This window comes from Citromicrobium sp. JLT1363, from assembly GCF_000186705.1.
GTDB lineage: Bacteria > Pseudomonadota > Alphaproteobacteria > Sphingomonadales > Sphingomonadaceae > Alteriqipengyuania.
The window spans coordinates 384,282-410,308 of sequence record NZ_AEUE01000003.1 but is presented as its reverse complement, the minus strand read 5'-3'; the positions used below and the strand labels follow the sequence as shown (position 1 = coordinate 410,308).

Sequence of the window (26,027 nt, the reverse complement as noted above, 5' to 3'; positions counted from 1 at the left end):
ATGTGGAGGGCTGTACTGCATTGTGCCGCAGGAGCGCGCGCGCCATCGCCCAACAGCGCCGGATTGTCAAGGAATAGCGCCTATTCCAACGGGACAAGCTGGCGAATCGCCCCGATCTTGCAAGTCGCGCCATTGCGCGCTCGCAAGGTATCGCGCCCGGCACAAAGCTCCCCATCATCGTTCGGCTCCATGTAGAAGCCGAGATAGAAATCGCGCGCATTGCACGATTTGCCAAGCTGGGCGCGGATCATCCGATTGTCCGAGAGGTAGAGCACGAGGTCGCGCGAGCTTACGGTCTGCACGCCCACGATGCTGCGCGCTGGCACGCATTTGCCGATTTTCCGCTGTTCGAAGCGGCGGGGCATTACCCGCCGCCAGTCCGCGATCATCTCTCGCGTATTGGAGCGGCGCGGCGAAACGCGAATCATGATCTCCTGTCGGATACGCACCTGCCGCGCTTCAAGTCCTTCACGCCATGCCTCTGCAGCGAGCCACCCTGGAGCCTCGGCTCCGGGGCTCTCGACCGGCGCTTCCGTCAGCAGGAGCGGGGACGGGAGGGACACGGGCGACGGGGACGATTCGTCCCGCTGCGCTGGAGACAGCGCGAGAAGAGGTGCCAGAAATGCAGCCATGAAATGCATGGTTGTGCCGTTATCCTCACAGGCGGGAGTCCAAGAGATCGCCCCGCCCCATTCGATCTACCCGGACGCAACACATAGTCCCGTCTTTTGAATGGCGGCTTAATTGCGGCAGTCCCCTTTTGCGCCGGACTGGCATAGGGCGGCCGGGGTGTGGCATGGCGCCAACATGAGCGATGCCTTTCTCTCCGCCGCGACCACGCTTCTGGGCCAACGCGGGCTGAGCCGCGACAGCGAGGTGATGAATCCCTGGCTCACCGACTGGCGCGGGCGCTATTCCGGGCGGGCGCTAGCCCTGGCCTCGCCAGCTTCGACCGAAGAGGTCGCCGCTCTGGTGAAGCTGTGCGCGCAGCATCGCGTTCCGATCGTCCCGCAGGGTGGCAATAGCGGAATGTCCGGCGGTGCAACCCCGGATGAGAGTGGCGATTCGCTGCTTCTCTCGCTCAGGCGCATGGATACGATTCGACACTGGGACGAGGACGCCCAGCAAGTGGTGTGCGATGCAGGCGTAGTCCTGCAAACCCTGCATCAGGCGGCGGCAGAGCGCGGCCTGCGCTTTCCCCTGACGCTGGGGGGCAAGGGTTCGGCGACGATAGGCGGGCTGATTTCCACCAATGCGGGCGGCACGCAGGTGCTGCGCCACGGCACGATGCGTGCGCAGGTACGCGGGCTCGAGGCCGTGCTGCCCGACGGCACCGTACTGGATACGCTGGCGGCGCTGAAGAAGGACAACCGCGGGTTCGATCTCAAGCAGCTGCTTATCGGGTCGGAAGGCACGCTGGGGATCGTGACCGGCGCCACCCTTTCGCTGCTGCCGCAGATCGCGGCCAGGCGCGTCCTGTTCGTCGGGCTGCCATCCGTGCACCAGGCGCGCAGGCTCCTCCTGCTGGCGCAGCAACGCGAGGGCGCGGCACTCGAAGGCTTCGAGATCATGCCGCGCGATGCGCTCGATGCCGTGCTCGCTTACGAGCCCGCCGCACGCGATCCGCTGGGGGAACCGCACAAATGGTACGCGCTGCTCGAACTGGTTGCGGACGAGACGCAGGCGGACAGCTTGCAGAAACGCGTCACCAGCCTGCTCGAGACCGCGTTGGAGCAGGGGCTGGTCGAGGATGCGACCATCGCCGCAAGCGAGACGCAAGCCGAGGCCCTATGGTCCCTGCGCGATGGCATTTCTTCGGCCGAGCGCGCGCGCGGGCCTGCCGTTCAGCATGATATCTCCGTACCCCCTGAAAAAATGCCGGCCTTCATCGAAGAGGCCAGCGCCGTACTGGAGCGACAATTCGCAGGCACGCGAGCGGTCGCCTTCGGTCATCTGGGCGATGGCAATGTCCACTTCCACCTGCGCGCGCCCGAAGGGGCCAGGGGTGGCGAGTGGGAGGATGCCGACGGCAAGGCGATCAGTGCGGCCGTGCACGACCTGGTGACCGAATGGGCCGGTTCGATCAGCGCCGAACACGGCATCGGCCAGATGAAACGCGACGAGCTCGGCCGGCTTGCCGATCCGGCCACGCTGAGCATTCTGCGCGGCGTCAAGCAGGCGCTCGACCCGCAAGGCATCATGAACCCGGGGAAGCTGGTGCCGCTTGCCAGCCGCGCGCCCGCCGCCTAAGGCGCGGCTTCTTTACGCGGGAAGGCGTATCGGCGCCCGCCCCTTCATCATTTCCACCGTTCATGGAGAGACCGATGGCCAGCGCGCCGCAAAAGCCCCAGCTTCCGATTTTCTATCAAGACCTGATGCCTCTCAACACGCGGGATCACCTGAATTTCCGCAGCCGGATGTCCGATTCGGCACCGTGGCTGGCGAAGCAGCACGCGATCCCGCTGACGGCTGACGAGTTCATTCAGGCGGCGCGGCACTATCCGATCGTGTTCTCCTCGGGGGAGAACCCCCTGCCGCTGGCTCTGATGGGCCTCAATGAAGGGGTGAACACCTTCTTCGACGATGACGGCAAGCTGATCGAGCAGGTTTACGTGCCGGCCTATATCCGCCGCTATCCCTTCATCCTCGCCAAGCTGTCGAACGAAAACGACAATCTTTCGCTGTGTTTCGATCCGACCTCCGATTCGATCGGCGAATTCGAAGAAGGCGAGCGGCTTTTCAACGACGACGGGTCGACCACGGACCAGACGAAATCGGCCCTCGAGTTCTGCGAGAAGTTCGAAGAAGCCGGCTTGCGCACGAAGATGCTGACCGACGAACTGCAGAAGCATGATCTGCTGATGGAAGGCGAAGTCGCCATCCAGCGTAACGAAGCCCCGGACAAGCCCTATATCTACAAGGGCTTCCGGATGGTCGATCTCGACAAGTTCAAGAAGCTCGATGGTGAGACCCTGGTACGCTGGAGCAATGACGGCATCCTGCCGATCATCTACGCCCAGATCACCTCGCTCGAGCTGATGCGCCACATTTTCGGTCGCCAGGAACAGCAGGGCAAGATGCCCTCGGGCGATCAGAAACCGGCCGCCTGACCGTCTTTCACCACTCCGCACATCGCCCGGGTCGCAAGCGGTCCGGGCGATGGTTGACAATGCGTTGAGGCACCCCAAATCTGTGGTGTCCGGGCGGCATCCCCCCTCATAGCCGCCCCGGATAAGCACGCTTTCCAGCGTGTTTCCTCCCTGAACCTTGGCCACCTCGTGCAACCTTGCACGAGGTGGTTTTTTTATTCCGCAGCGAGCGGCAGGTCGTGCTCGCCCCGATCGGGCAGGATTTCATCCGCCAGCGCGCGAACGAGTTCCGCCACCAGCCGCGCCAGAGCGGGCATGCGCGCGCTCGGCCCGTCGAAGCGCGCATCGAGGTAGAGGGTCCGGCACACCTCCAACTGCAGGGCATGGATCGCAAGCGGCGGGCTGCCATGCCGATCCAGAACATAGCCTCCCGCATAGGGGCGATTATGCGCCGCCCCACGCTCGTTCTTCGCCAGAAACTGCAGCGCCCGGCTGGCAAGCGCGTCGTCGCAGGAAACCCCGAATCGGTCGCCGATCACGAACTCGGTCGCCCGCTCCCCCGGGTGCGCGGCCCGCAGCGGCGGCATCGAATGCAGATCGATGAGGAGGGCGACGCCCCACGCCTTGCGAATCTCGCCAAGCGCCTTGGAGAGTGCACGGTGATAGGGCTCGTGAATGCCCGCAATACGATCGGCCACCTCCGCGTGCGACAGCGAAGCAGTCCATATCTCGCCCACCCCCGAAACGCGCCTCGGCACCAGCCCGAGCCCGCTTCGCGCCCGCCGATTCGCGCTCGAATGGACCTGCCCGGTCGGCCGCCCCTCCCCCAGCATCGACCAGTCGAGATCGTCGGGCGCACGGTTGAGATCGAGCATGGCTCGCGGCGCATGCGCCACCAGCGTGGCCGCGCCGGTCAGATCAGCGACGGCCGTCGCCAGTTCGTCCACCAGGCGATCTTCCAGCCGCAGCTTGGCGATCCCCGGATTGCGCATGCGCGATTCGATTTCGGCTGGATAGGACCGCCCGCCGTGCGGAGCAGCAATCAGCACCGGAAGTTTCGCCTGACGTACGCCCAGCAAGGTGAAGGCTGGCACCCCGCTTCCGGGGATCATTCCTCCGGGAATCATCTCCCGCGAATCGCTGTGCGCCGCCGCTTCCATCGGTGTCACGCTGTACCCGAAGAGGGTGTGTGTCAAAGCAGGGCAAGCCCCGCCCACGCCAAAGATTCATTAAGCGCCTCGCGCTATGGAGGCGTCCTATGAGCGAACCTTCACATTACCGGCGAATCCTCCTGGCGGAGGACGAGGAAGCGATGCGGACCTATCTGAGCCGCGCACTGGAAAAGGCGGGCTATGCGGTCGATTCGGTCGATTGCGGCACGGCGGCCCTGCCGCTGCTGGAAACTGGCGAATACGATCTTCTGCTTTCCGATATCGTGATGCCGGAGATGGACGGGATCGAACTGGCCCAGCGCTGCAACGAGATGAGCCCGGAAACCCGCGTGATGTTCATCACTGGCTTCGCCGCGGTCTCGCTCAAGGCCAGTGCCGACCAGCCGCAGGCAAAGGTGCTGTCCAAGCCATTCCACCTGCGCGATCTGGTACTGGAAGTGGACCGGGTTTTTGCCGATGCGAAGGAAGCGCTGCTTTAGCCTCTTGTAACCGACGCGCCGCGCGGCTATCTGGCGCGTCCGCCGTCAAGGCGACATCCCCATGGTGCGGGCGTATAGCTCAGGGGTAGAGCACTATGTTGACATCGTAGGGGTCCCAAGTTCAAATCTTGGTACGCCCACCATGGGGGATTTCCTCGCCCGGGTACGACAGGGCACCGGGTTTTACGTCACCAGCAAGCATTCTGGCGAATTCCCTTGGCAGAATCCCTCTATCTTCTCGTGGTCCGGGACCCGGAAGACGTTCCGGAAGATCTGGAACTCCACGGGGACGGACGGCGGTTTTCGCCCGGCGTCTACTGTATCTCGAGCGAACTGACACGCTCGCAGCTCTATCATCGCATCAAATGGCAACTTCCCGAGGATGCCGGCCTGCTTGTCGCGCCGCTGCGTGACGGGCCGAAGTTCAAGGGGCAGGACGCGGGCGCCATGGCCTGGCTTCGAACACTGGATCTGTCATGAAGATCTGCGGCCGGAGGGATAGATGCACGGTTCGCCCGCCTTGCGTGAGCCCCGACCTCTGCTAAAGCCGCGCCAGATTTCACCCCCATTCAGAAACATGCGGATCAGCAGGGACCCATAATGGCAAAAATTCAGGTCAAGAACCCGGTTGTCGAACTCGACGGCGACGAAATGACGAAGATCATCTGGCAGTGGATCCGTGAACGCCTGATCCTGCCCTATCTCGATATCGATCTGAAGTATTACGACCTGTCGATCGAGAAGCGCGACGAGACCGAGGACCAGATCACGGTCGATGCCGCCAACGCCATCAAGCAGTACGGCGTGGGCGTGAAATGCGCCACGATCACCCCCGACGAACAGCGCGTCGAGGAATTCGACCTCAAGAAGATGTGGGTCTCGCCCAATGGCACGATTCGCAACATTCTGGGCGGCGTCGTCTTCCGCGAACCGATCGTGATCGACAACGTGCCGCGGCTGGTGCCCGGCTGGACCGACCCGATCGTGGTCGGCCGCCATGCCTTCGGCGACCAGTACCGCGCCAAGGACACGCTGATCCCCGGTGCCGGCAAGCTGCGTCTCGTCTTCGAAGGCGAGGACGGCGAGAAGATCGATCTCGACGTGTACGAATTCCAGAGCTCGGGCGTCGCGATGGCGATGTACAACCTGGACGATTCGATCCGCGACTTCGCCCGGGCCTGCATGAACTACGGGCTCGACCGCAAGTGGCCGGTGTACCTCTCCACGAAGAACACGATCCTCAAGAAGTACGATGGCCGCTTCAAGGACCTGTTCCAGGAGGTGTTCGACGCCGAGTTTGCGGACAAGTTCAAGGCCGCCGGGATCACCTACGAACACCGCCTCATCGACGACATGGTGGCCGCCGCGCTCAAGTGGAGCGGCAAGTTCGTGTGGGCCTGCAAGAACTACGACGGCGACGTGCAGTCCGACGTTGTGGCGCAGGGCTTCGGCTCGCTCGGCCTGATGACCAGCGTGCTGATGACCCCGGACGGCGAGACGGTGGAAGCGGAAGCCGCGCACGGCACCGTTACCCGCCACTACCGCCAGCATCAGGAAGGCAAGGCGACGTCGACCAACCCGATCGCCAGCATCTTCGCTTGGACGCGCGGCCTGATGTATCGCGGCAAGTTCGACAATACGCCCGATGTCGTCAAGTTCGCGGAGACGCTGGAAAAGGTCTGCATCCAGACGGTCGAAAGCGGCCAGATGACCAAGGACCTCGCCCTGCTGATCGGCCCGGGCCAGAGCTGGCTGACGACCGAGCAGTTCTTCGAGGCGATCGTGAACAACCTCGAAACCGAGATGAAGAAGCAGGGCCTGGCCCCGGCCTAAGACATTGAGCGGCACTGCAAAGACCAAGGCGCGGCTGGAAGTCCGGCAAGCGAAGCTGAAGGACGTGCGCGAGATCGCCGATCTCGTCAGCCGCGCCTATGTCGATCTGCCGCCCTATACGCTGGGCGAGATACGTGGGCAGTTGAACAACTACCGCGATGGCTGTTTCGTGGCCAAGCTCGATGGGCAGATCGTGGGCTATTGCGCCTCGATGCGCCTGTCGGAGAATGTCGCGTTCTCCAACCACACATGGGACGAGGTGACCGGCAACGGCTTTGGCAGCCGTCACGATCCGACCGGCGACTGGCTGTACGGCTACGAGATGTGCGTCGACCCCAAGGTGCGTGGCACGCGCCTGGGGCGGCGCCTTTACGAGGAACGCCGTTCGCTGGCCGAGCGGCTGGATCTTGCGGGCATCGTGTTCGGTGGCCGCATGCCCGGCCTCGCCAACGCGATGCGGCGCAAGCGCAACAATGCCGAAGGCCCGCAGGATTACCTCGACAAGGTGATCGACAACAAGATCCACGACCCCGTGCTGCGCTTCCAGCTGGCCAATGGGTTCGAACCGCAGGGCATCCTCCAAAACTACCTGCCCGAAGACAAGAAATCGAAGGCCTTCGCGGTGCGCATGGTCTGGCGCAACCCCTACGTGGACAGCGACGCGCCGCGCAAACACCGGCTGCCCCGCGATGTCGAAAGCGTGCGGATTGCCACCTGCCAGCTGCAGGCGCGCGCGGTGTCCGGTTTCGATGAGTTCATGCGTCACGTCGAATATTTCGTCGACGTCGCGGCGGACTACGAGAGCGACTTCATCCTCTTCCCCGAACTCTTCACGCTGATGCTGCTGAGCGCGGAGGAAAAGGAACTGAGCCCGATCGAAGCGATCGAGGCGCTGAGCCGCTACACCCCCAAAATCCGCCAGAAGCTGAGCGAGATGGCGCTCAGCTACAACATCAACATCATCGGTGGCTCGCACCCCACGCGCATGGACGACGGCGACATCCACAACGTCGCCTATGTGTGCCTGCGCGACGGATCGATCCATGCGCAGGAAAAGATCCACCCCACGCCAAACGAGGCCTACTGGTGGAACATCAAGGGTGGCGATTCGATCGACGCCATCCCTACCGACTGCGGGCCGATCGGGGTGCTGATCTGCTACGACAGCGAATTCCCCGAACTGGCGCGCCGGCTGGTCGACGAAGGCGCGCGCATCATCTTCGTGCCCTTCTGCACGGACAGCCGGCAGGGCTACATGCGCGTGCGTTACTGCGCGCAGGCCCGCGCGATCGAGAACCAGTGCTTCACCGTCCTGAGCGGGAACGTCGGCAACCTGCCCAATGTGGCGAACATGGATATCCAGTACGCGCAAAGCTGCATCCTGACGCCTTGCGATTTCCCCTTCGCGCGCGACGGGATCGCGGCAGAGGCAAGCGAGAACGTCGAGACGCTGACCATCAGCGACGTGAACCTCGCGGACCTGAGCTGGGCGCGTGCCGAAGGCACGGTACGCAACCTCGCGGATCGCCGCTTCGATCTCTACCAGATCGAGTGGGACAAGCGCGTGGGCCAGGTTTCGCCGCGTATCGGCGAGGCCGAATCCGAAGCTGCCGCGCAGGATACGCAGCCCACCGGCCCGCGCACCCCCGGTGGCGGCTGATTTCGCCTTGTCCCTTATGCCGCATTGCAGCGGATCGAGGGTTCAAAGTCAGCCAAACCGGGTTATAGGCTGAACCGTGGCCGGCGAACTCGAACCGACAACCGCGCTTTCCGATGCGCTGGTAATCCTGGGCGCAGCAGGGATCGTCATCCCGCTGTTCGCACGCTTTCGCATCACGCCGGTGATCGGTTTCCTGCTGATCGGCATTCTGGTGGGGCCCTATGGATTGGGTGCGCTCACCCCTGAAGTCGCGTGGCTGACGCATGTGACGATATCGGAACCGGACTCGCTCGACATATTCGCCGAGTTCGGGATCATCCTGCTGCTGTTCACCATCGGTCTGGAGCTTTCGTTCAAGCGCCTGTGGCAGATGCGCAAGCTGGTCTTCGGCCTCGGCGCGCTGGAGCTGCTCATCATCGGCAGTTCGATTGCGCTGCTGCTGGCCATGATGGGCCAGTACTGGACCGGGGCGATGGCCCTTGGCCTTGCGCTGGCGCTGTCCTCCACCGCCATCGTGCTCCCGATTTCAGGCACAAATTCGCCCGTCGGCCGCGCCGCGCTTTCGATGCTGCTGTTCGAAGATATCGCCATCGTGCCGATCATCTTCATGCTCGGCGCGCTTGCCCCCTATGCACAGGCCGACGGGATGACGGGCTTGTGGACGACACTCTGGCAAGGCGCCGCCGTGGTGGCGGCGCTGCTGGTGGTCGGTCGCTACGCGTTGCCGATCCTGTTCGCGCAGGCCGCCCGAACGAAAAGCCCCGAGGTATTTCTTGCTGCCACGCTGCTGGTTGTCATCGGTGCGAGCCTCGCCACCGGCGTCGCAGGCCTCTCCCCAATCGTCGGCGCGCTGATCGCCGGGCTGCTGATCGCCGAAACCGATTTTCACGGGGAAGTCGAGGCGATCATCGAGCCGTTCAAGGGCCTCGCGCTCGGTATCTTCCTGATTACCATTGGCATGAGCATCGACTTGCAGGTGCTGGGCGCAAACCTCGGAACGATCCTCACCGCAGTCGTGCTGGTGGTGACGTTCAAGGCCTTCGTCACGGGCATGCTGCTGCGGCTGATGGGCGCACGGCGCAATACCGCGACGGAGACCGGCATCCTGATGGCGAGCCCGTCCGAAACGACGCTGATCGTCCTCACTGCCGCCAGCTCGGCCATGCTGATTCAGCCCGGAACGACACAGTTCTGGCAGATCGTCACCGCTATCGGCCTGACGATAACGCCGCTTCTCGCGCTGATCGGTCGAGCGGTGGCGCGCCGGGTGGATTCGGTGCCCGATATTTCTCCCGACGATACCTTGCCGGCCGGGCGTGTCATCGTCGTGGGCGGCGGGCGTGTCGGGCGTCTGGTGGCAGACATGCTCACCGTCCATGGAAAGCCCTATATCAGCATCGAATCCGACGCCGATCTGGTGCAGCAGGACAAGCGCGACGGCTACAATGTCTATTTCGGCAACGCCTCCCGGCGGGAGACGCTGCAGGCGTTGCGGGTGCAGGATGCTGCAGCCATCGTGCTGACCATGGATGCGCCGGTACTCGCGCAGCGTCTCGTCGCGCGGCTGCGCAAGGCCTATCCCGATCTGCTGATCGTCAGCCGCGCACGCGATATCCAGCATGCGGCGGAGCTCTATCGCGCCGGCGCAAGCCACGCCGTTCCCGAAACGCTGGAAAGCTCGCTGCAGCTGTCCGAGGCCGTGCTGGTCGACATTGGCGTGGCGATGGGTCCCGTCATCGCCTCGATCCACGAAAAGCGCGACGAGTACCGTACGCAGATTCAGACCGAGGGCGCACTGGAACACGCGCCCAAGCTCCGCACGAGCACCGCAGAAGGCTGAAAGACAACACATGCCGGAACGGATCGCCACCACATCGGACTGCGCGAAATGCGCGGCGCTGTGCTGCGTTGCCTATCCCTCCGACGATATGCCTGGCTTCGCGGCTAGCAAGCGCAGTGGCGAACCCTGCCCCCGGCTGGCCCCGTGCGGCACTTGCACCATTTATGAAGACCGTGAACGCCTCGGCTTTGGTGGCTGCATCGCTTACGACTGCTTCGGCGCCGGCCAGTTCGTGACACAGGCGCTGTCGCATAGCGGAGCCCAGCCGGGCCGAACGGTGGCGACGCAAGCCATGATCGATCGTTTTCTGCTGGTTCGACCGGCATTCGACCTGCTGCGCCTGGCGCAGCGCCTGGCGGACGATAACCTTCCACCCGAACACGAAAGTCGTCGCGTCTCCATCGTCCGATCACTGGAGGATGCGCTTCTCACCGGCGATCCGGCCATAGTCGAGCACGTTCTTCTGCCTGCGAAAGCCGCTCTACGGGATCTTTACGCGGCCCGAAGTCTGCAAAATCGCAAAGGAAATTTGAACTCTCGCCGCGCTCACGCATTGGTCGGGTGAAGGAGAGAAAAATGTCCGATATCGACCCGACCAAACCGATCCCGAACGACGAAAAGTTCAAGCCGCAGAATGTCGAAGGCAAGGGCAAGGCGAAGCCGTCGGCGCGCCGCGATGCCAGCCGCCCGGCAGATACCGGCGGTGAGGGAATCAATCGCGGGAGCGAACCCGACGCGCGCCGCGCCGGCAGCGGCGCACGCTAGGCCCGAACCTCAGGCGCTGACCGCTTCGCGCAGCGCCTGACGCACGGCATCAAGCGCGGCCTCGGCCTTCGACGGGTCGGGGCCGCCGCCTTGTGCCATGTCCGGGCGGCCGCCGCCGCCCTTTCCTCCCAATGCCGCGACGCCCGCGCGCACCAGATCGACCGCGCTGAAGCGATCGGTGAGATCGTCCGTCACCGCGACCGCAAATGCCGCCTTGTCCTCGCCTGCCGCACACAGCGCCGCCACTCCGGAGCCGAGCCGCTGCTTGGCCTCGTCCAGCAGGGGCCGCAATTCCTTCGGGTCCAGCCCCTCGATCACCTGGCCGGAGAAGGCGATATCGCCAACCTTTTCGGTCTGCGGCCCAGCGGCGCTCCCGCCGCCGCCAAGTGCCAGCTGCTTCTTCGCCGCCGCCAGTTCTTTTTCGAGCCGCTTGCGTTCGTCGAGAAGCGCCTCGATGCGTCCCGTGACTTCGTCCGGCGTCGTGCGCAGTGCGGCGGCAGCATCCTTCAGCCCTTCCTCACGCGCAACCAACCAGGCACGAGCCGCCTCTCCGGTCAGCGCCTCGATCCGGCGTACGCCAGAACTGACCGCACTTTCCGAAACGATCCGGAACAGCTGGATGTCGCCGGTCGCATTCACATGCGTCCCGCCGCACAGTTCCACCGAGTAGGTTCGCCCCTCGTCGCTGGCGCGCCCCATCGACAACACGCGAACCTCGTCACCGTATTTTTCGCCGAACAGGGCAAGTGCGCCTGCTTCCACCGCTTCGTCAGGCGACATGAGGCGGGTATCGACCGGCTCGTTCGCGCGAATCTCGGCGTTCACTTCGGCTTCGATGGCCGCGATGTCTTCTGCAGTGAGCGGCGTCGGATGAGAGAAGTCGAACCGCATGCGACCTTCTGCCACCAGCGAGCCCTTCTGCGTTACGCCCTCACCAAGCCGATTGCGAAGCGCTGCATGAACGAGGTGCGTGGCCGAGTGATTGGCCCGGATACGATCGCGCCGGTCCACATCGATCGACAGGCGCACTTCGTCGCCCACCGTCACGCTGCCCGCTTCCACGACGCCCTGATGGGTGTGCAGGCGCCCCAGCGGCTTGCCGGTGTCACGTACCGCGATCCGCAGCCCCGCATGGGTGCTGATGGTTCCGCTATCGCCCGACTGGCCCCCGCTTTCGCCATAGAAGGGCGTCTGATTGGTGAGCAGGACAACCTCGTCCCCCTCCCCGGCAGACTGGACCTCCTCGCCGTCCTTGACGATGGCAACCACGCGCCCCTCGCCCTGGGTTGCCGAGTAGCCGGTAAATTCGCTTGCGCCCTCGCGCTCGGCGATGGCGAACCAGACTTCGCTGTCGGCTGCCTCGCCGCTGCCTTTCCATGCGGCGCGTGCCGCCTCTCGCTGGCGGGCCATTGCGGCATCGAAGCCATCACGGTCTACAGCGATGCCCTGCGCGCGAAGGGCGTCTTCGGTCAGATCGTAGGGAAAACCGTAGGTATCGTAGAGCTTGAAGGCGACCTCACCATCGAGTTCGTCACCCTCAGCAAGATTGCCGGTCGCCTCGTCGAGCAGCCGCAGGCCCTTCTCCAGCGTTTCGCGGAAGCGGGTTTCTTCCCGTTCGAGCGTTTCCTCGATCAGCGCCTGTCCCCGTGCGAGTTCGGGGTAGGCCTGCCCCATCTCGGCGACGAGCGTCGGGACAAGTCGGTGCATCAAAGGGGTTTCCGCGCCCAGCAGGTGGGCGTGGCGCATGGCGCGTCGCATTATCCGGCGCAGCACGTACCCGCGCCCCTCATTGGAGGGGAGCACGCCGTCGGCGATCAGGAACCCGGTGGCGCGCAGGTGGTCCGCGATGATCCTGTGGCTGGCGATGGTCGCCTCGCTCGCGCCTTCGTGCAGTTGCGCCTCGGCTGCGGCGATCAGCGTCTTGAAGGTATCGGTATCGTAGTTGTTGTGAACGCCCTGAAGGACGGCCGCGATCCGCTCCAGCCCCATACCGGTGTCGATGTTCTGGCTTGGCAGGTCGCCCACGATCTCCCCGCCCCGCTGCTCGTTCTGCATGAACACCAGGTTCCAGATCTCTACGAAACGGTCGCCATCTTCATCGGGCGATCCCGGCGGGCCACCGGCGATGTGGTCACCGTGATCCCAGAAGACTTCCGAGCACGGGCCGCAGGGGCCGTCGTCCCCCATCGCCCAGAAATTGTCCTTGGTGGCGATGCGGATGATACGGTCTTCGGGGAGGCCCGCGATCTTCTGCCACAGGGCGTATGCCTCGTCGTCGGTGTGGTAGACGGTGGCGAGCAGTCGGTCCGGATCGAGCCCGAACTCCTTGGTCAGCAAGGTCCAGGCATGTTCGATCGCCTGTTCCTTGAAATAGTCCCCGAAAGAGAAATTGCCGAGCATCTCGAAGAAGGTGTGGTGCCGGGCGGTATAGCCGACATTGTCGAGATCATTGTGCTTGCCCCCTGCGCGCACGCATTTCTGCGCGCTGACCGCGCGGGGGGCAGGCGGGGTTTCGAGCCCTGTGAACACGTTCTTGAACGGAACCATGCCCGCGTTGACGAACATCAGGCTGGGGTCGTTGTGCGGCACCAGCGGTGCGGATGGGACGCGGGCATGGCCCCTTTTTTCGAAATACTCGATGAAGGTCCGGCGGATGTCGTTGGTGCTCGTCATGATGCAGCCGAGTTAGGCAAGAAGCGCCCTACCGACAAGCTTTCGCACAACGGCGGCGGTACAAGGCCGTGGATCAAACCATCCTCCCGCCCTGTTCGGACGCGCCCCCAACGGAAAAGCCGGTTGCGATGCCTTCACGAGGAAGGGCCGCAACCGGCTTTCCGGGTTTCCGGGCGCTCCCTTGCGCCCGCTAGAGAAGAAGCGATCAGTCCTCCGCGTCAGGACCGACCATCATCTCCTCGGCGACATCGTCGGTCTTGCCGCGAATCGCAGCCTCCAACTTGTCGCAAATCTCGGGGTTTTCCTTGAGGAAGGTCTTCGCATTCTCGCGTCCCTGGCCAATCCGGGTGGAATCGTAGGAGAACCACGAGCCCGATTTCTCGACGATTCCCGCCTTCACGCCGAGATCGAGAATCTCGCCGATCTTGGAAATGCCCTGGCCGTACATGATGTCGAACTCGACCTGCTTGAAGGGCGGGGCCACCTTGTTCTTGACCACCTTCACCCGGGTCGAGTTGCCGATGATCTCGTCACGATCCTTGATCTGGCCAGTGCGGCGAATGTCGAGCCGCACCGAAGCATAGAACTTGAGTGCGTTGCCGCCGGTGGTCGTCTCCGGGTTTCCGTACATCACGCCGATCTTCATGCGCAGCTGATTGATGAAGATCACCATGCACTTCGACCGGTTGATCGAGCCGGTAAGCTTGCGCAGCGACTGCGACATCAGGCGGGCCTGGAGGCCGACGTGGCTATCGCCCATCTCGCCCTCGATCTCGGCGCGCGGCACCAGCGCGGCGACCGAATCGACCACCAGCACGTCGATCGCATTGGAACGAACCAGCGTGTCGACGATCTCCAGCGCCTGCTCGCCCGTATCGGGCTGCGAGACGATCAGTTCGTCGATATCGACGCCGAGCTTGCGGGCGTAGACCGGGTCCAGCGCATGCTCCGCATCTACGAAGGCGACCGTACCGCCAGCCTTCTGGCATTCGGCCAGCACATGCAGGGCCAGCGTGGTCTTGCCCGAGCTTTCCGGCCCGTACACTTCGATCACGCGCCCTTTGGGCAGTCCGCCCACGCCAAGCGCGATGTCAAGGCCGAGCGATCCGGTCGAGATCGCTTCAACATTCATCGCTTCCTTGGAGCCCAGCTTCATTGCCGAGCCCTTGCCGAAGGCCCGGTCGATCTGTGCGAGGGCGGCGTCGAGCGCCTTCTGACGGTCCACGTTGCTTTCCTTGTCATCTACCAGCTTGAGTTTCGCAGCCATCGCACGCTCTCCTTGATGTGCCTAGTCGGGCCGAGCCCTTATCGACATGAGCAGTATGTACCGCTTATGTTCCGATAGAACAAGGGGAGAACGAAAATTTCTCGATATGGGCAGTTAAGCCCGATTTATCATGCGCTTGCAGAGCTCAGCACCTCACCCACCTTGCGCGAAATCTGTTCCACGCTGAACGGTTTGGCAATGAAATGCATATTTTCGATGTTGATCTCGTCCCGGAGGGTTTCCTCCGCGTAGCCGGACATGAAGAGAATCGGGATATTGGGCCGCAGCTTGCGGATCGCGCGGGCCATTGCCGGTCCATCCATCCCCGGCATGACGACGTCGGAGACGATCAGGTCGAACTCGCCGCCATTGGCAATCTCCGCCAGACCATCCTCCCCGTCGGGCTGCGCGTTGACGGTGAATCCGGCGCGAACCAATGCCCTCTCGGCCACCGCGCGAACCATATCCTCGTCCTCGACCAGAAGCACCCGCCCCCCGCTCGACCAGGCACGGGCGGGCTCATCCGGCTCGACGCGCCTGTCTTCGCCCGCAGAACCGCGATGGACCGGCAGATAGATCGCGAAACGTGCGCCCGCGCCGAGCCCGTCGCCCCCTTCAACGTTCTCGACATAGACATGCCCGCCCGACTGGCGGATGATGCCGTACACGGTCGAAAGTCCCAGGCCTGTGCCCTTCCCCAGCTCCTTGGTGGTGAAAAAGGGATCGAATATCTTGCCCATCACCGCGGGCGGGATGCCCCCGCCGGTGTCGCGCACGATCAGGGCGGTATATTCGCCTGGCGGCATGTCGGCTGCGTGACTGCGGGTCTCCTTCACGGAGACCTTGCGGGTGGACATGACCAGCGTCCCCGTGCCGTCCCCCTGCGCCGCGATCGCGTCGCGCGCATTGACCGCGAGGTTGACGATGACCTGCTCCAGCTGGCCCGGGTCCGCTCGGACCGGGCCCAGATCGCGGTCGTGTCGCACGCGCAGCTCGATCTTCTCGCCCAGCAGGCGCTTGAGCAGCTGGCTTACCTCGGAAACGACATCGGGCAGCTGCAGCACTTCGGGCCGCAGGGTCTGCTGGCGGCTGAAGGCGAGCAATTGCCGGGTGAGGCTGGCTGCGCGGTTGGAATTGGCGCGAATCTGCTGGATGTCGTCGTAATCGCTGTCGCCAGGCATGTGGCGCAGCAGCATCAGGTCGCAATAGCCGATGATCGCGGTGAGCACGTTGTTGAAGTCGTGCGCCACCCCGCCCGCAAGCTGGCCGATCGCCTGCATCTTGGTGGTCTGCGCGATCTGGCGCTTGAGCTCGGTCTCCTCACGCGAATCGGCGAGGGTCAGCAGAACCGCAGGCTCGCCCAGGCCGCGCATGCTGGCGAGGCCGAGCGAAACCGGCTCCTCAGGAGCCGAGGCCAGCCGCACGGCGACATCCCCGCTCGCCACGCCGCCCTTGCCAAAGCGGCGCACCGCGTCCGAAATCGCGCTCTTGTCCTCGCGTACCACGAGGTCAGAGGGAAATGTCGGCAGACCCTTGTCCGGGCGCCCGATCGCGCGAAGGAAGGAAGGGTTGGCGAACAGGAAGCGCCCGTCGCGGTCTGTCATCGCCAGCCCCAGCGGCAGCGCCTCTATCAGCGCTTCCACCTTGGGCGCGGTGTCGCTGGCCGCATTGTCCGCCACCGCGGCATGCGCTTCCATCAGCAGCATCAGCGAGGGCGCATCCTCAGGTCCGACCGTCCAGTTTTCATCGAGATCGTTCAGCGGCACGTGAACCAGCTTGAACGGCTCGCCCTCGCGGCCAGAGCGTGCGAAATAAATCCGCTCGCGTTCGTCCAGCCGCAGGAAATCCGCAAATTCACGACCGGCAAGCGTGGTCGATGGATCGCCGGTCGCGCGATCGACGAAGGCGGGCGATGCAGCGCGGACCGTGCCTTCTGGGGATACCAGTGCAGCGACAACACCCGCCCGGTCCAGCATCTTGCCCAGCGGCCCGGCTACCAGCTGCCCGACGTCGCTCGCCAGATCCTCGCTCGATTCGGGGCGGAAACGCCACACCAGATGATCCTCGCCGCGCCCGGCGCGCAACGCCTCTACCTCCCAGCGCAGATCGTCCTTGCCGAGCGCCAGATGAGAGGCGTGCGCCCTGCCTTCGCGCCATGCCTCGCGCGCAGTCTTGAGCAGGATCTCGTCCGCCCCGTCTTCACCCAGTGCGAGATTTGGCGGAGCCTTCTCCACCCCGAAGCGCGAAGAGAACGCCGCGCTGGCACACACCAGCCGGTTCGCCCGATCGGTAATCGCGACCAGGGTGCCGGGCTGATCGATGGCAGCCAGTGTCACGCTCCAGTCGGGAGGGGCGAGCGCATCCACCCGCGCCCCGTCCGCCTTCCCGCGCAGCAGGATCAGCAGCGCCATCAGCGTGGCGAGGCCGCCCGCATAGGCAGCGGTAAGCAGGGGAAGCGAACTCAGCAGCCAGACCACCATCACGCTGACGACCAGCGCCAGCAGCAGGACTACCCAGCCAAGCGGAGTGCCGTTGCGGGTGGGTTCGGCCAGCGGGCTCATTCCGGGCCGCTCTCCTTCGCAGCTTCGCTCTGGGCAGAGAGGCGTGCCAGCGCTCCACGCTTGAGCCGCGTCTTGCGCCTGCGGCCCATCGCAAGCCGCCATACGCCCTTGGAGATGAAGTAGCCCAGCGGCGGAAACAGCACCGTGAAGATCAGGAAGCCCAGCACGGTCGCGCCCGCAGCCTCGAAAATCCCGCTCAACGACATCAGGCCGTCGTGCTCCATCAGCGCGGCGCCCGTTTCGGGAGCGATGGTAAGGACCCGGTGACCGACGCGGTTGGCCGCCCAGAGCCAGAAGGGCAAGGTGAGCGGGTTGGTGACCAGCGTCACCCCGCTGGCGATCGGCACATTCGCGCGCACGGTGAAGGCGAGGATCAGGGCGAGGAAAATCTGGCCGATCGGAATGACGAATCCCGCAAACAGCCCAAGCGCAACACCGCGTGGGACGTTGCGACGGGTAAAGCGCCAGAGTTCGGGGCTGAGGAAACGATGCGCGATAGGCCGCAGGATGCGGTTCTGCGCCAGCATCTCGCGGTCAGTATAGCGACGCAGGTAAGCCCATGGCGCCGACCGCTTCGCCGGCTTGTGTAGGCTGTCTGATCCCTGGCTCATACTGCTCGTTCGATGATGGTGGCGAGGGATGCGCAGGGCAAGCTGGGCACCCCTGAAATCGGTTAAAAATTCTCGTGCCCGAGGGCATTTCGCCGCGATAGTCGCAAGGCGATGGCCGGTTCCTTAATCGCGCCGGTCTTTCGCAGAAAAATTTACCCGCGCTCGCGCAGGATGCGGGCCTTGTCGCGCTGCCAGTCGCGATCCTTGATATAATCGCGCTTGTCCTTGGTCTGGCGACCCTTGGCCAGCGCCAGTTCGACCTTCGCCCGACCCTGTCCGTTGAAATACACGGACAGCGGCACAAGCGTCATGCCCTTGCGCTCGACCGCGCCCAGCAACTTCTGGATTTCACGTTGGTGGAGCAGCAGCTTGCGCGGGCGCTTGGGCTCGTGGTTCAGGCGGTTGCCGTGCGTATATTCGGGAATATTGGCGTTGATGAGCCACGCCTCCCCATCACGCACCTCGGCATAGGATTCGGCGATCGCGGCTTCGCCCGAGCGGAGCGATTTCACTTCGGTGCCCTGAAGCGCGATGCCGGCTTCGAATTTCTCCTCCACCTCGTAATCGAAGCGCGCGCGCCGGTTTTCGGCGACGACCTTGCGCTTGTCGAAAGTGGTGGGTTTGGGACGGGCCATAAGGTGGCGCGATGTAGGCATACTGTCGTGAGAACGAAAGACTTGGCGTTGTATTTCTCTTGCAAAGCAGGGGCGGCACAGCGCAGACACGGGATCAGGGATCGGGGGTTCAACCATGTTTTACAATGTTCTTCGCGCGATGCTCGCGGCGCTCCTGCTCGCCACCACGATCGGAGCATCGGCCGTTGCCGCGCCACCGCCGCTGGAAGCCTTTGGCGATCTGCCGGAGGTCGAGGATGCCGCCATCTCTCCAAGCGGCAACAACGTCGCAGTATTGGTGCGGATGAACGGAACGCGGATGCTCGTGTTTCTCGGTCCGGGAAACACCCTGATCCGACAACTGGCCGTGGGCGACGTGAAAATCCGGTATTTCGACTGGATCGGGGACGACCGGGTCATGCTGGTGAGGAGCCAGACAGAAGACCTTCGGGGATTCACGACCGACAAGGCCGAAGTGGCGACCGCGCAAGTCATACCGGTCACTTTCGACGGCCCCATCCAGACCATCTTCGGTTCGGACCGGCGGCTCGCAAATGCCGTTTTCGGGGACTACGGCATACGCCGGATCGACGGACGCTGGGTCGCTTTTTTCGGAACCCTCGAATTCCGGCGCGATGGCAGCGCCTATTCTTTCGATCATGGCCGCCCATTCCTTTATGCGACGGACATAGAGAAAGACGACAATCGCCGGATAGCGTCTCCTACCGGGGCCGGCACATCCCGGGATTGGCTGATCGACCGAAATGGGCAGGTTGCCGCAACGCTCGACATCGACCGGACGAACGGTCGCTGGGAAATTCGCGGTCCCGACAATGATCGGCTGGCCGAGGGGCGCCAAAGCGCCGGCCGGGTCGGTTTGATCGGCCTCGGCTTCGGTGGGGCAACCGCTGTCTATTCGGAACGAGGCGAGGACGACATCACGCGGTGGTACGAGGTCCCCCTGGCGGGCGGTGCGCCTCACCCGTTCCTGGAGGGCGCAGGGTTCGAGCGCTTGTATTTTGCAGAGAACACCGGGCACCTGCTGGGTTATCTCGACAGTGAAGGCAGACCCGTCTTCGCCGATCCGGAGCATCAGGAGGCGGCTGCCAAGATCATGAGGGCCTTTGCCGGACGCGATATGCGAATGGTCGACTGGACACCCGATTTCGACAAGGTTCTGGTTCGCACCAGCGGCAACGGCGACAGCGGATCCTGGTTTACCGTGGACCTGGCCACCCTTCGCGCCGACGGTTTCGGCGTCGAGCGCAGGCTCATCACGCCCGACCAGGTGGGGCCGATTTCGACCGTCGAATACACCGCGTCCGATGGGCTCGAAATGGACGGCATCCTCACCCTGCCGCCGGGCCGCGCACCCGAAAACCTGCCCGTCATCCTGTTCCCGCACGGCGGACCGCACGCCGAAGATCGCGAGCAATTCGACTGGTGGGCGCAAGCCTTCGCTTCGCGCGGCTACGCCGTCTTCCAGCCCAATTTCCGAGGGTCGACCAATCGCAGCCAGAAGTTCAAGTCTGCCGGCTACGGCGAATGGGGCCGCAAGATGCAGACCGACATTTCCGACGGGCTCTCCGCACTCGCCGAGCGGGGGATCGTCGATCCGGACCGCGCTTGCATCATGGGCGCGAGCTATGGCGGATACGCCGCACTGGCGGGCATTACTCTGCAGCAGGGAATCTATCGCTGTGCAGTGGCGGTCGCCCCCGTCACGGACCTCAAGGCCATGTACGACGAGGATTATCGGGCTTCGGGCGAACGCCGGGTCACGAAAACGGCGCTCCTCGAGCAGCTCGGGCCAAGAAGCGGGTGGGACGAGGTTTCGCCGCGGCGCTTCGCGGACCGTGCAGATGCGCCCGTGATGCTTATCCATGGCGAAGACGATACGGTCGTGCCCTTTTCGCATTCGTACAAGATGGCAGACGCCCTGAAGGATGCCGACAAGCCCTATGAACTTGTGACCCTCGATGGTGAGGACCACTGGCTCTCCCTATCGGTCACCCGCCGCCAGATGCTCGAGTCCGCCATGCGCTTCGTTCAGGAGCACAACCCTCCGGACTGATGCTGTTCGGTCCCTGACAGAAGCCAGACCAGCCCTGCGCTCTCCAGCCCGCCTCGACCGCATGGCGGGCCACTTCGGAGCGTTGAGTCAGCGAACCGCCCCACCCGACGACGCCCCTGCTCGACGAGGGCGAGGTGCTTTAAATCGCTCTAGTTCGAACGCGCCCGCGCGCGGCGTGCCCTCTGTATCTCGGGCGGCGCTTCAGATGCTGGACCTTTCCAGCACCAGGTCTCTGGCAGGTCGCAAAACCTGGACTCAGCAGCGGCGATCGTCCGAGCCCAGGCCTGGGGCTCTTCCTCACCCTCATAGGTTACCACGAGCACCGGAGCAGGCTCGATTTGCTGGATTAGTGTCAATACACGCGAGAGATCATCTTCAGCATGAACTCTGCCGTCGAGCGAAAACCCGCCATCCGTCGCAACCGACAGCTCTGTGAATGGGGTACTGTGGATCAAGGTGTCTGATCGCAGGTTCCAGGCATCTGCATTTCGAGGGCGCTCATGCGAGATCTCTCCGCAACCCAACAAAGCCAAGGCTGCGGCAATCAGAGCAGAGTGCCTCACACCAGCCCTGCGTGCTCCAGCGCCTTATCGACCGCGCGGCGGGCGTGCTCGGAACACGCGACCAGCGGCAACCGCACCTCGTCGGTCATCCAGCTCTGCGTGCGGCTGAGCGCATACTTCACCGGCGCGGGGCTCGAATCCTCGAACATCGCGTAGTGCAGCGGATAGAGAAGGTCGTTCAGCTCGCGCGCCCTCACCAGATCATTGTCGGCGCAGGCCTGCTGGAATTCGGCACACAGCGCGGGCGCGACGTTGGCGGTTACCGAGATGCAGCCCGAACCGCCCGCCGCATTGAACGGCAGCGCCAGTTCGTCATTGCCCGAAAGCTGGCAGAAATCCCTGCTGATGCCCATGCGATGGTCGGACACGCGCGACAGATCCTCGCTCGCGTCCTTGATCGCCACGATCACCTCGGGGAATTTCTCAGCCAGTTCGCAGACCGTTTCGGGCAGGATGTCGGTCACCGTGCGGCCCGGCACGTTGTAGAGCACGATGGGCAGCTCGCCATGCTCGGCCAGATGGCTGAAATGCGCGATCAGACCCGCTTGGCTCGGCTTGTTGTAATAGGGGGCGACACACAGACCTGCGGTCACCCCCGCCTTCTTGGCGAACTTGAGGTGCAGCAGCGCATTGTTGGTATCGTTGCTGCCGCATCCGGCGATGATCGGCACGCGGCCCGCCGCCTGCTCCACGCACATTTCGATCACACGGTGATGCTCTGCATTCGAAAGCGTGGAGGCCTCGCCCGTCGTTCCGCAAGGAACGAGCGCAGAACTTCCCTGCTCGATCTGCCAGTCGACCAGCGTGCGAAACGCCGCTTCGTCCAGCTTGCCGTCGCGAAACGGGGTTACCAGCGCGGGAATGGAGCCTGAGAACATTTGAGCCGCTCTTTCGTAGTACTATATAAGGGGCCGAGACAGGGGACTGCTTCGTCCCTTCCGCCCAATTCGTTCAGTGCCTGATAAGGAGCCAGCGGCCATAATGTCCAGCATGACCCGACTTCCCTTTCTGGCCATCGCGCTTGTTTCCACCACCTCCATCACCCCGCCCGCCCTCGCACAGGACGCGGCGAGCTGGGATCGTGCCCGAGCTTCGCTGATCGCCAGCGCCCCCACGCAGATGGCGCAAGTGGTCAGCCGGTGGGAATACCTCATCGAGCAGGACGATCTGCCGTTCACCGAATATGCCAGCTTCCTGCTCGCCTATCCCGACTTCCCGCAGACGGACCGCCTGCGCCAGAGGGCCGAGGATGCACTCGACAGCAGCACGGCCTCCCCCGAGAGCCTGGTAGCCTATTTCGACGCGCTGCCGCCCGTGACCAATGCGGGCCGCGCGCGCTATGCTCTGGCGCTCTCTTCCGTATCCCGCCCGGAAGCCGCCGAGGTGGCCCGCGAGGCGTGGCGCGCGGGCAGGATGAGCGCGACGAGCGAGCCCTATCTGGTCTCGCTGTTCGGCAACACGTTCACACCCGCGGACGAGGACGCGCGGATGGACGCGCTGCTGTGGCAGAGCGAGATCGAGGCCGCCCAGCGGCAGATCACCCGCGTATCGCCCGCCAACCGCGACTTGTTCACCGTCCGGCTGGCGCTGATCCAGGGCTATGGTGCGGAAACCGCAGGCGTGCCGATCCCGGCCGACGCCCGGCAGGATCCGGGCTACGTCTACAATCTCGCCAAGTATTACCGCGAGAACCGGCAGCTACCGCAGGCCATCGCGCTGCTGGCCAATCGCCCCGCGTTCGAGAACCCCGCCTTCGATCCCGAGGATTTCGTCGGTGAGGCCCTCCGGATCGCGCAGGGAGCGGGTTCCGATCCTTCAGCGCAGATTGCAGCCAAGGTCGACGATCTGTTCGCGCCGGGCACCGATATCAGCAAGGAAGCCTATCGGCTGCGCGACGATTACACCTCACTGATGTGGCTGGGCGGAACCAACGCCTACTGGAACCTTGGCCAGCCGGGCCGCGCGGCCCCGCTGTTCTATCGCTACGGTGCAGCCGCGCAAACGCCCCAGACCCGCTCCAAGGGGTTCTATTGGGCCGGCCTTGCTGCAGAACGCGCGGGCGACCGCAGCGAATCCAGCCGCTATTACGAAATGGCCGCAGCATACCCGGACCGCTTCTATGGCCAGCTTGCGCTTGCCAAGCTTGGTCGGGACATGCCCTCGCTCGGGACCAGCAACGTCGCGCTGCCGAGCGCCCAGCAACGTGCCGCATTCGAAGGGGCAACGCTCACCAGGGCCGTCCGCGAGGTTGCGCGCGGGACACCCTGGCGCACGGGCATTCAGTTCTACCAGGCGATTTCCGACCAGGCCGACACGCCCGAAGAGCATGCGCTGGTCGCCGAACTGGCGCGCGATACCGGTCGCCGGGATCTGGCGGTAAACGTCGCCGAAGCCGCTGCGGCAGACGGCCATCGCGGGTTCGTGGAGCAAGGGTTCCCCACTGTAAGCCCCCCGGGCGGCGCCGACTGGACGATGGTGCACGCCATTTCGCGGCAGGAAAGCCAGTTCGCGGCCAATGCGATCAGCCACGCGGGCGCGCGCGGCCTCATGCAGCTGATGCCCGCCACAGCGCGCGAACAGGCAGGCCAGCTTGGTCTCGGCTACAGCCGCGACAACCTGATCGCCGATCCGAGCTATAACATGCAGCTCGGAAATGCGTATTTTGCCCGCATGCTGGACTATTACGGCGGCGCCTATCCGCTTGCCATCGCGGCCTACAACGCGGGGCCGGGCAACGTGAACCGCTGGCTGCGCGCCAATGGCGATCCGCGCCAGGGCGGGATCGACTACGTCACCTGGATCGAGCGGATTCCGATCTACGAGACGAAGAACTACGTCCAGCGCGTGATCGAGAACGCCGCCGTGTACGAACAACTCAACCCCGATCGCGCGCAGTACGGCAAGCCCAGGATGGCGGGCGACTTCCTGCGCTGAGCCCCGGCAGGTTTGACGCGCATGAAAGGTGACAACCCGATCACGCCCGCAGGCTATGCCGCGATGAAAGCGCGCTACGATCACCTGCTGGGCACCGCCCGGCCGGAGATCGTCGAGATCGTCAGCTGGGCGGCCGGCAACGGCGATCGGTCCGAGAATGGCGATTACCTTTATGGCCGCAAGAAAATGCGCGAGATCGACCGCGAGCTGGCACATCTTGCGCGGCGCATGAAGGCCGCGCGGGTCATCGACCCTGCCGAACAGCCGGACCGTACCCGGGTTTTCTTCGGCGCCACCGTGAAGCTGGTGGACGAGGACGAGCGCGAAAGAACGCTCACTCTTGTCGGCGATGACGAGCAGGATGCGGGCAACGGGCTGGTCGGCTGGTCCTCCCCGTTGGCTCGGGCGGTGCGCGGAGCCGAAATCGGCGATGTGCGGATGGTCAGAGGGCCGACGGGCCTGCGCGAGTGGGAAGTACTCGCGATTTCCTATCCCGAGCGCGCGGCCTAGGCTGCTGCGGCCCGCCCCAGCCGGTCCCTGCCCAGATCGACGGGAGGAAAAGCGCCGAGCATCGGCTTCGCGATATGGAAGCCCTGCACATAGCGAACACCGAGATCTCGCAACACCTCGAGCTCGGAAGCCGTCTCGATGCCCTCGGCAACGACCACGCGGCCCATTTCGCGCAGCAGACTTACCGTTGCTCGCACGATCTGGCGGCGCGGTTCGGACACATCGATCCCGCGGATCAGCTCCATGTCGAGTTTGATGATGTCGGTCTTGAGATTGGCGAGCAGGCCCAGCCCCGAATACCCGGCCCCGAAATCGTCCACCGCAGTCGCAAAACCGAGCGCAGCATAGGCATCGATGATGTCGCGCGCATGCGCAGTATCGACCTGTTCGTTTTCGGTGAACTCGAAGATCAGCCGATCCGTCGGCAAGCCTGTTTCGGACGCCGTCTTGAGCGTCAACTGTATGCAGGCCTGCGGCGAGTAGACGGCATTTGGCATGAAATTGATGGATAGCTTCGCCGGGCCATCCAGCAGTCCGGCAGCCACCGCGGCGCGGATCGCCGCGACGCGGCATTCCTGATCGAAGGCATAGCGATTGCCGTCGTGAATCTGGTCGAGCACCCAGCGCGCGCTCTCGCCGTGTGGTCCGCGGACCAGAGCCTCGTAGGCGAAGGGCGCATCCGCCTCGCAGTCGAAAATCGGCTGAAAAGCAATCTTCAGATCGAAATCGAGGCCCGTACCGTTGCGGCACCCATCGCACGAAGGCATAGAAGTAAATCCCTGAACTGTCCCACGATCACCACTACCCATGCAGACATAACAAGCGGTAAAGATGCGATTTTTCACAGCCTTCGCCGAATTCGACTGGAAGAGGACCATGGCATTGGCCCTCGCCGCAGCGCTGCTCCTCGGCGTTGTGCAGGCGCCCCCGGCTCTTGCACGGTCGTCCCTCGGAATATTCGAGGACTGGGGCGCGTTCCGCGATCCGCGCCTGCCGCGCTGCTATGCCATTTCCAAGGGGGAACGAACCCGGGGCGCGCGCGATTTCGAGCCTTACGCCACAGTCGGCACCTGGCCCAACCGCAAGATCCGTAACCAGATCCACCTGCGCCTGTCGCGCAGGCTCGCCGCCAACGGGCGCGTCAGCCTGGCGATCGGCGGTGACACCTATCGCCTTACCGCGGGCGAAGCGGATGCATGGGCGGTGGACAAGCGGATGGACGCGGCAATCGTCGCCGCAATGCGCGCGGGATCGCGGATGCGTGTGTCCGCCACCGACCGGGGCGGCAACCGCTTCACCGACCAGTACAGTCTTTCGGGGGTCGCAACCGCGATCGACGCGGCGACCATCGCTTGCGCGCGCGACTGAGCGATACCTGCCCC

Annotated in this window: 22 protein-coding genes and 1 tRNA gene; 14 read left to right on the top strand and 9 right to left on the bottom strand. The window is 64.1% G+C overall.

The features are described from left to right. Nucleotides 1–80: 80 nt before the first annotated feature. On the bottom strand, nucleotides 81–428 hold the full coding sequence (locus tag ADAD_RS16335; protein WP_010411394.1) for a hypothetical protein: 348 nt from the start codon (nucleotides 426–428) through the stop codon (nucleotides 81–83). A gap of 379 nt (nucleotides 429–807) precedes the next feature. Between ADAD_RS16335 and ADAD_RS0106585 the strand changes: the two genes are divergently transcribed. Together ADAD_RS0106585 and ADAD_RS0106580 are read left to right on the top strand one after the other, a co-directional pair. Then, nucleotides 808–2,250 carry an FAD-binding oxidoreductase gene (locus ADAD_RS0106585; RefSeq protein WP_010411391.1) on the top strand — a complete coding sequence of 481 codons (1,443 nt, stop codon included), beginning with the start codon at nucleotides 808–810 and terminating at the stop codon, nucleotides 2,248–2,250. A gap of 74 nt (nucleotides 2,251–2,324) precedes the next feature. Then, nucleotides 2,325–3,110: a SapC family protein gene (locus ADAD_RS0106580; protein ID WP_010411388.1), complete on the top strand. Its 786-nt coding sequence runs from the start codon at nucleotides 2,325–2,327 to the stop codon at nucleotides 3,108–3,110. Between the two features lie 194 nt (nucleotides 3,111–3,304). On the opposite strand, the gene ADAD_RS0106575 is transcribed toward ADAD_RS0106580, so the two are convergent. Next, nucleotides 3,305–4,249 (bottom strand): N-formylglutamate amidohydrolase, encoded by a 945-nt coding sequence (locus ADAD_RS0106575; protein ID WP_010411387.1) that lies wholly within the window; start codon nucleotides 4,247–4,249, stop codon nucleotides 3,305–3,307. Between the two features lie 98 nt (nucleotides 4,250–4,347). Here ADAD_RS0106575 and cpdR point away from each other — a divergent pair, with 98 nt between their 5' ends. The 8 genes from cpdR (at nucleotide 4,348) to ADAD_RS0106535 (ending at nucleotide 10,838) form a co-directional block, all read left to right on the top strand. Further along, entirely contained in the window at nucleotides 4,348–4,740 is a 393-nt protein-coding gene (gene cpdR, locus ADAD_RS0106570) for a cell cycle two-component system response regulator CpdR (RefSeq protein ID WP_010411383.1), read from the top strand. 68 nt (nucleotides 4,741–4,808) lie between these two features. Further along, a tRNA-Val gene (locus tag ADAD_RS0106565) sits at nucleotides 4,809–4,883 on the top strand. Between the two features lie 73 nt (nucleotides 4,884–4,956). After that, complete coding sequence (locus ADAD_RS0106560) at nucleotides 4,957–5,220, top strand: hypothetical protein (RefSeq protein ID WP_010411378.1); 264 nt, start codon at nucleotides 4,957–4,959, stop codon at nucleotides 5,218–5,220. Between the two features lie 120 nt (nucleotides 5,221–5,340). Further along, nucleotides 5,341–6,573, top strand: coding sequence for an NADP-dependent isocitrate dehydrogenase (locus tag ADAD_RS0106555; protein WP_010411376.1), 1,233 nt, complete (start codon nucleotides 5,341–5,343; stop codon nucleotides 6,571–6,573). A gap of 4 nt (nucleotides 6,574–6,577) precedes the next feature. Beyond that, on the top strand, nucleotides 6,578–8,233 hold the full coding sequence (locus ADAD_RS0106550) for a GNAT family N-acetyltransferase (protein ID WP_010411372.1): 1,656 nt from the start codon (nucleotides 6,578–6,580) through the stop codon (nucleotides 8,231–8,233). Nucleotides 8,234–8,309: 76 nt separating this feature from the next. Next, on the top strand, nucleotides 8,310–10,073 hold the full coding sequence (locus ADAD_RS0106545; RefSeq protein WP_010411367.1) for a cation:proton antiporter domain-containing protein: 1,764 nt from the start codon (nucleotides 8,310–8,312) through the stop codon (nucleotides 10,071–10,073). Between the two features lie 10 nt (nucleotides 10,074–10,083). Further along, nucleotides 10,084–10,638, top strand: coding sequence for a hypothetical protein (locus ADAD_RS15665; protein ID WP_010411363.1), 555 nt, complete (start codon nucleotides 10,084–10,086; stop codon nucleotides 10,636–10,638). Nucleotides 10,639–10,649: 11 nt separating this feature from the next. Further along, nucleotides 10,650–10,838, top strand: a complete 189-nt coding sequence (locus ADAD_RS0106535) for a hypothetical protein (RefSeq protein ID WP_010411361.1) — start codon at nucleotides 10,650–10,652, stop codon at nucleotides 10,836–10,838. Between the two features lie 9 nt (nucleotides 10,839–10,847). Here the strand turns inward: ADAD_RS0106535 and alaS are convergent, their stop codons facing one another. The 5 genes from alaS to smpB all read right to left on the bottom strand — a co-directional run bounded on the left by alaS (nucleotide 10,848) and on the right by smpB (nucleotide 18,585). Further along, complete coding sequence (gene alaS / locus ADAD_RS0106530) at nucleotides 10,848–13,511, bottom strand: alanine--tRNA ligase (protein WP_010411358.1); 2,664 nt, start codon at nucleotides 13,509–13,511, stop codon at nucleotides 10,848–10,850. A 205-nt stretch (nucleotides 13,512–13,716) separates the two neighbouring features. Next, nucleotides 13,717–14,778 carry a recombinase RecA gene (gene recA, locus ADAD_RS0106525; protein ID WP_010411354.1) on the bottom strand — a complete coding sequence of 354 codons (1,062 nt, stop codon included), beginning with the start codon at nucleotides 14,776–14,778 and terminating at the stop codon, nucleotides 13,717–13,719. 128 nt (nucleotides 14,779–14,906) lie between these two features. After that, nucleotides 14,907–17,339 carry a hybrid sensor histidine kinase/response regulator gene (locus tag ADAD_RS0106520; protein WP_010411352.1) on the bottom strand — a complete coding sequence of 811 codons (2,433 nt, stop codon included), beginning with the start codon at nucleotides 17,337–17,339 and terminating at the stop codon, nucleotides 14,907–14,909. Next, nucleotides 17,336–17,950: a DUF2062 domain-containing protein gene (locus ADAD_RS0106515; RefSeq protein ID WP_237700787.1), complete on the bottom strand. Its 615-nt coding sequence runs from the start codon at nucleotides 17,948–17,950 to the stop codon at nucleotides 17,336–17,338. Before ADAD_RS0106515 ends, ADAD_RS0106520 begins: the two co-directional genes overlap by 4 nt. Before the next feature lie 152 nt (nucleotides 17,951–18,102). Continuing rightward, a complete protein-coding gene (gene smpB / locus ADAD_RS0106510) occupies nucleotides 18,103–18,585 on the bottom strand; it encodes an SsrA-binding protein SmpB (RefSeq protein ID WP_010411348.1) in 483 nt (160 codons plus the stop codon). 115 nt (nucleotides 18,586–18,700) lie between these two features. On the opposite strand from smpB, the gene ADAD_RS0106505 reads away from it, so the two are divergent. Next, entirely contained in the window at nucleotides 18,701–20,638 is a 1,938-nt protein-coding gene (locus ADAD_RS0106505; protein ID WP_010411345.1) for an alpha/beta hydrolase family protein, read from the top strand. Between the two features lie 559 nt (nucleotides 20,639–21,197). On the opposite strand, the gene dapA is transcribed toward ADAD_RS0106505, so the two are convergent. Next, entirely contained in the window at nucleotides 21,198–22,079 is an 882-nt protein-coding gene (dapA, locus tag ADAD_RS0106500) for a 4-hydroxy-tetrahydrodipicolinate synthase (protein ID WP_010411342.1), read from the bottom strand. 103 nt (nucleotides 22,080–22,182) lie between these two features. Between dapA and ADAD_RS0106495 the strand changes: the two genes are divergently transcribed. Then, nucleotides 22,183–24,135, top strand: coding sequence for a transglycosylase SLT domain-containing protein (locus ADAD_RS0106495; RefSeq protein WP_010411341.1), 1,953 nt, complete (start codon nucleotides 22,183–22,185; stop codon nucleotides 24,133–24,135). 21 nt (nucleotides 24,136–24,156) lie between these two features. Next, on the top strand, nucleotides 24,157–24,645 hold the full coding sequence (locus tag ADAD_RS0106490) for a GreA/GreB family elongation factor (protein ID WP_029139956.1): 489 nt from the start codon (nucleotides 24,157–24,159) through the stop codon (nucleotides 24,643–24,645). Here the strand turns inward: ADAD_RS0106490 and ADAD_RS0106485 are convergent. Then, complete coding sequence (locus tag ADAD_RS0106485; protein WP_010411334.1) at nucleotides 24,642–25,412, bottom strand: EAL domain-containing protein; 771 nt, start codon at nucleotides 25,410–25,412, stop codon at nucleotides 24,642–24,644. The genes ADAD_RS0106490 and ADAD_RS0106485 overlap by 4 nt on opposite strands. A 64-nt stretch (nucleotides 25,413–25,476) precedes the next feature. Here ADAD_RS0106485 and ADAD_RS0106480 point away from each other — a divergent pair, with 64 nt between their 5' ends. Next, nucleotides 25,477–26,013 carry an invasion associated locus B family protein gene (locus ADAD_RS0106480; RefSeq protein WP_010411331.1) on the top strand — a complete coding sequence of 179 codons (537 nt, stop codon included), beginning with the start codon at nucleotides 25,477–25,479 and terminating at the stop codon, nucleotides 26,011–26,013. Nucleotides 26,014–26,027 lie beyond the last annotated feature (14 nt).

What these genes read in the sequence shown, in the direction of transcription:
- ADAD_RS16335 (WP_010411394.1), bottom strand. Translation starts at nt 428, where the DNA reads ATGATTCGCGTTTCGCCGCGCCGCTCCAATACGCGAGAGATGATCGCG.
- ADAD_RS0106585 (WP_010411391.1), top strand. Translation starts at nt 808, where the DNA reads ATGAGCGATGCCTTTCTCTCCGCCGCGACCACGCTTCTGGGCCAACGC.
- ADAD_RS0106580 (WP_010411388.1), top strand. Translation starts at nt 2,325, where the DNA reads ATGGCCAGCGCGCCGCAAAAGCCCCAGCTTCCGATTTTCTATCAAGAC.
- ADAD_RS0106575 (WP_010411387.1), bottom strand. Translation starts at nt 4,249, where the DNA reads ATGGAAGCGGCGGCGCACAGCGATTCGCGGGAGATGATTCCCGGAGGA.
- cpdR (WP_010411383.1), top strand. Translation starts at nt 4,348, where the DNA reads ATGAGCGAACCTTCACATTACCGGCGAATCCTCCTGGCGGAGGACGAG.
- ADAD_RS0106555 (WP_010411376.1), top strand. Translation starts at nt 5,341, where the DNA reads ATGGCAAAAATTCAGGTCAAGAACCCGGTTGTCGAACTCGACGGCGAC.
- ADAD_RS15665 (WP_010411363.1), top strand. Translation starts at nt 10,084, where the DNA reads ATGCCGGAACGGATCGCCACCACATCGGACTGCGCGAAATGCGCGGCG.
- ADAD_RS0106535 (WP_010411361.1), top strand. Translation starts at nt 10,650, where the DNA reads ATGTCCGATATCGACCCGACCAAACCGATCCCGAACGACGAAAAGTTC.
- alaS (WP_010411358.1), bottom strand. Translation starts at nt 13,511, where the DNA reads ATGACGAGCACCAACGACATCCGCCGGACCTTCATCGAGTATTTCGAA.
- recA (WP_010411354.1), bottom strand. Translation starts at nt 14,778, where the DNA reads ATGGCTGCGAAACTCAAGCTGGTAGATGACAAGGAAAGCAACGTGGAC.
- ADAD_RS0106520 (WP_010411352.1), bottom strand. Translation starts at nt 17,339, where the DNA reads ATGAGCCCGCTGGCCGAACCCACCCGCAACGGCACTCCGCTTGGCTGG.
- ADAD_RS0106515 (WP_237700787.1), bottom strand. Translation starts at nt 17,950, where the DNA reads ATGAGCCAGGGATCAGACAGCCTACACAAGCCGGCGAAGCGGTCGGCG.
- smpB (WP_010411348.1), bottom strand. Translation starts at nt 18,585, where the DNA reads ATGGCCCGTCCCAAACCCACCACTTTCGACAAGCGCAAGGTCGTCGCC.
- ADAD_RS0106505 (WP_010411345.1), top strand. Translation starts at nt 18,701, where the DNA reads ATGTTTTACAATGTTCTTCGCGCGATGCTCGCGGCGCTCCTGCTCGCC.
- dapA (WP_010411342.1), bottom strand. Translation starts at nt 22,079, where the DNA reads ATGTTCTCAGGCTCCATTCCCGCGCTGGTAACCCCGTTTCGCGACGGC.
- ADAD_RS0106495 (WP_010411341.1), top strand. Translation starts at nt 22,183, where the DNA reads ATGTCCAGCATGACCCGACTTCCCTTTCTGGCCATCGCGCTTGTTTCC.
- ADAD_RS0106490 (WP_029139956.1), top strand. Translation starts at nt 24,157, where the DNA reads ATGAAAGGTGACAACCCGATCACGCCCGCAGGCTATGCCGCGATGAAA.
- ADAD_RS0106485 (WP_010411334.1), bottom strand. Translation starts at nt 25,412, where the DNA reads ATGCCTTCGTGCGATGGGTGCCGCAACGGTACGGGCCTCGATTTCGAT.
- ADAD_RS0106480 (WP_010411331.1), top strand. Translation starts at nt 25,477, where the DNA reads ATGCGATTTTTCACAGCCTTCGCCGAATTCGACTGGAAGAGGACCATG.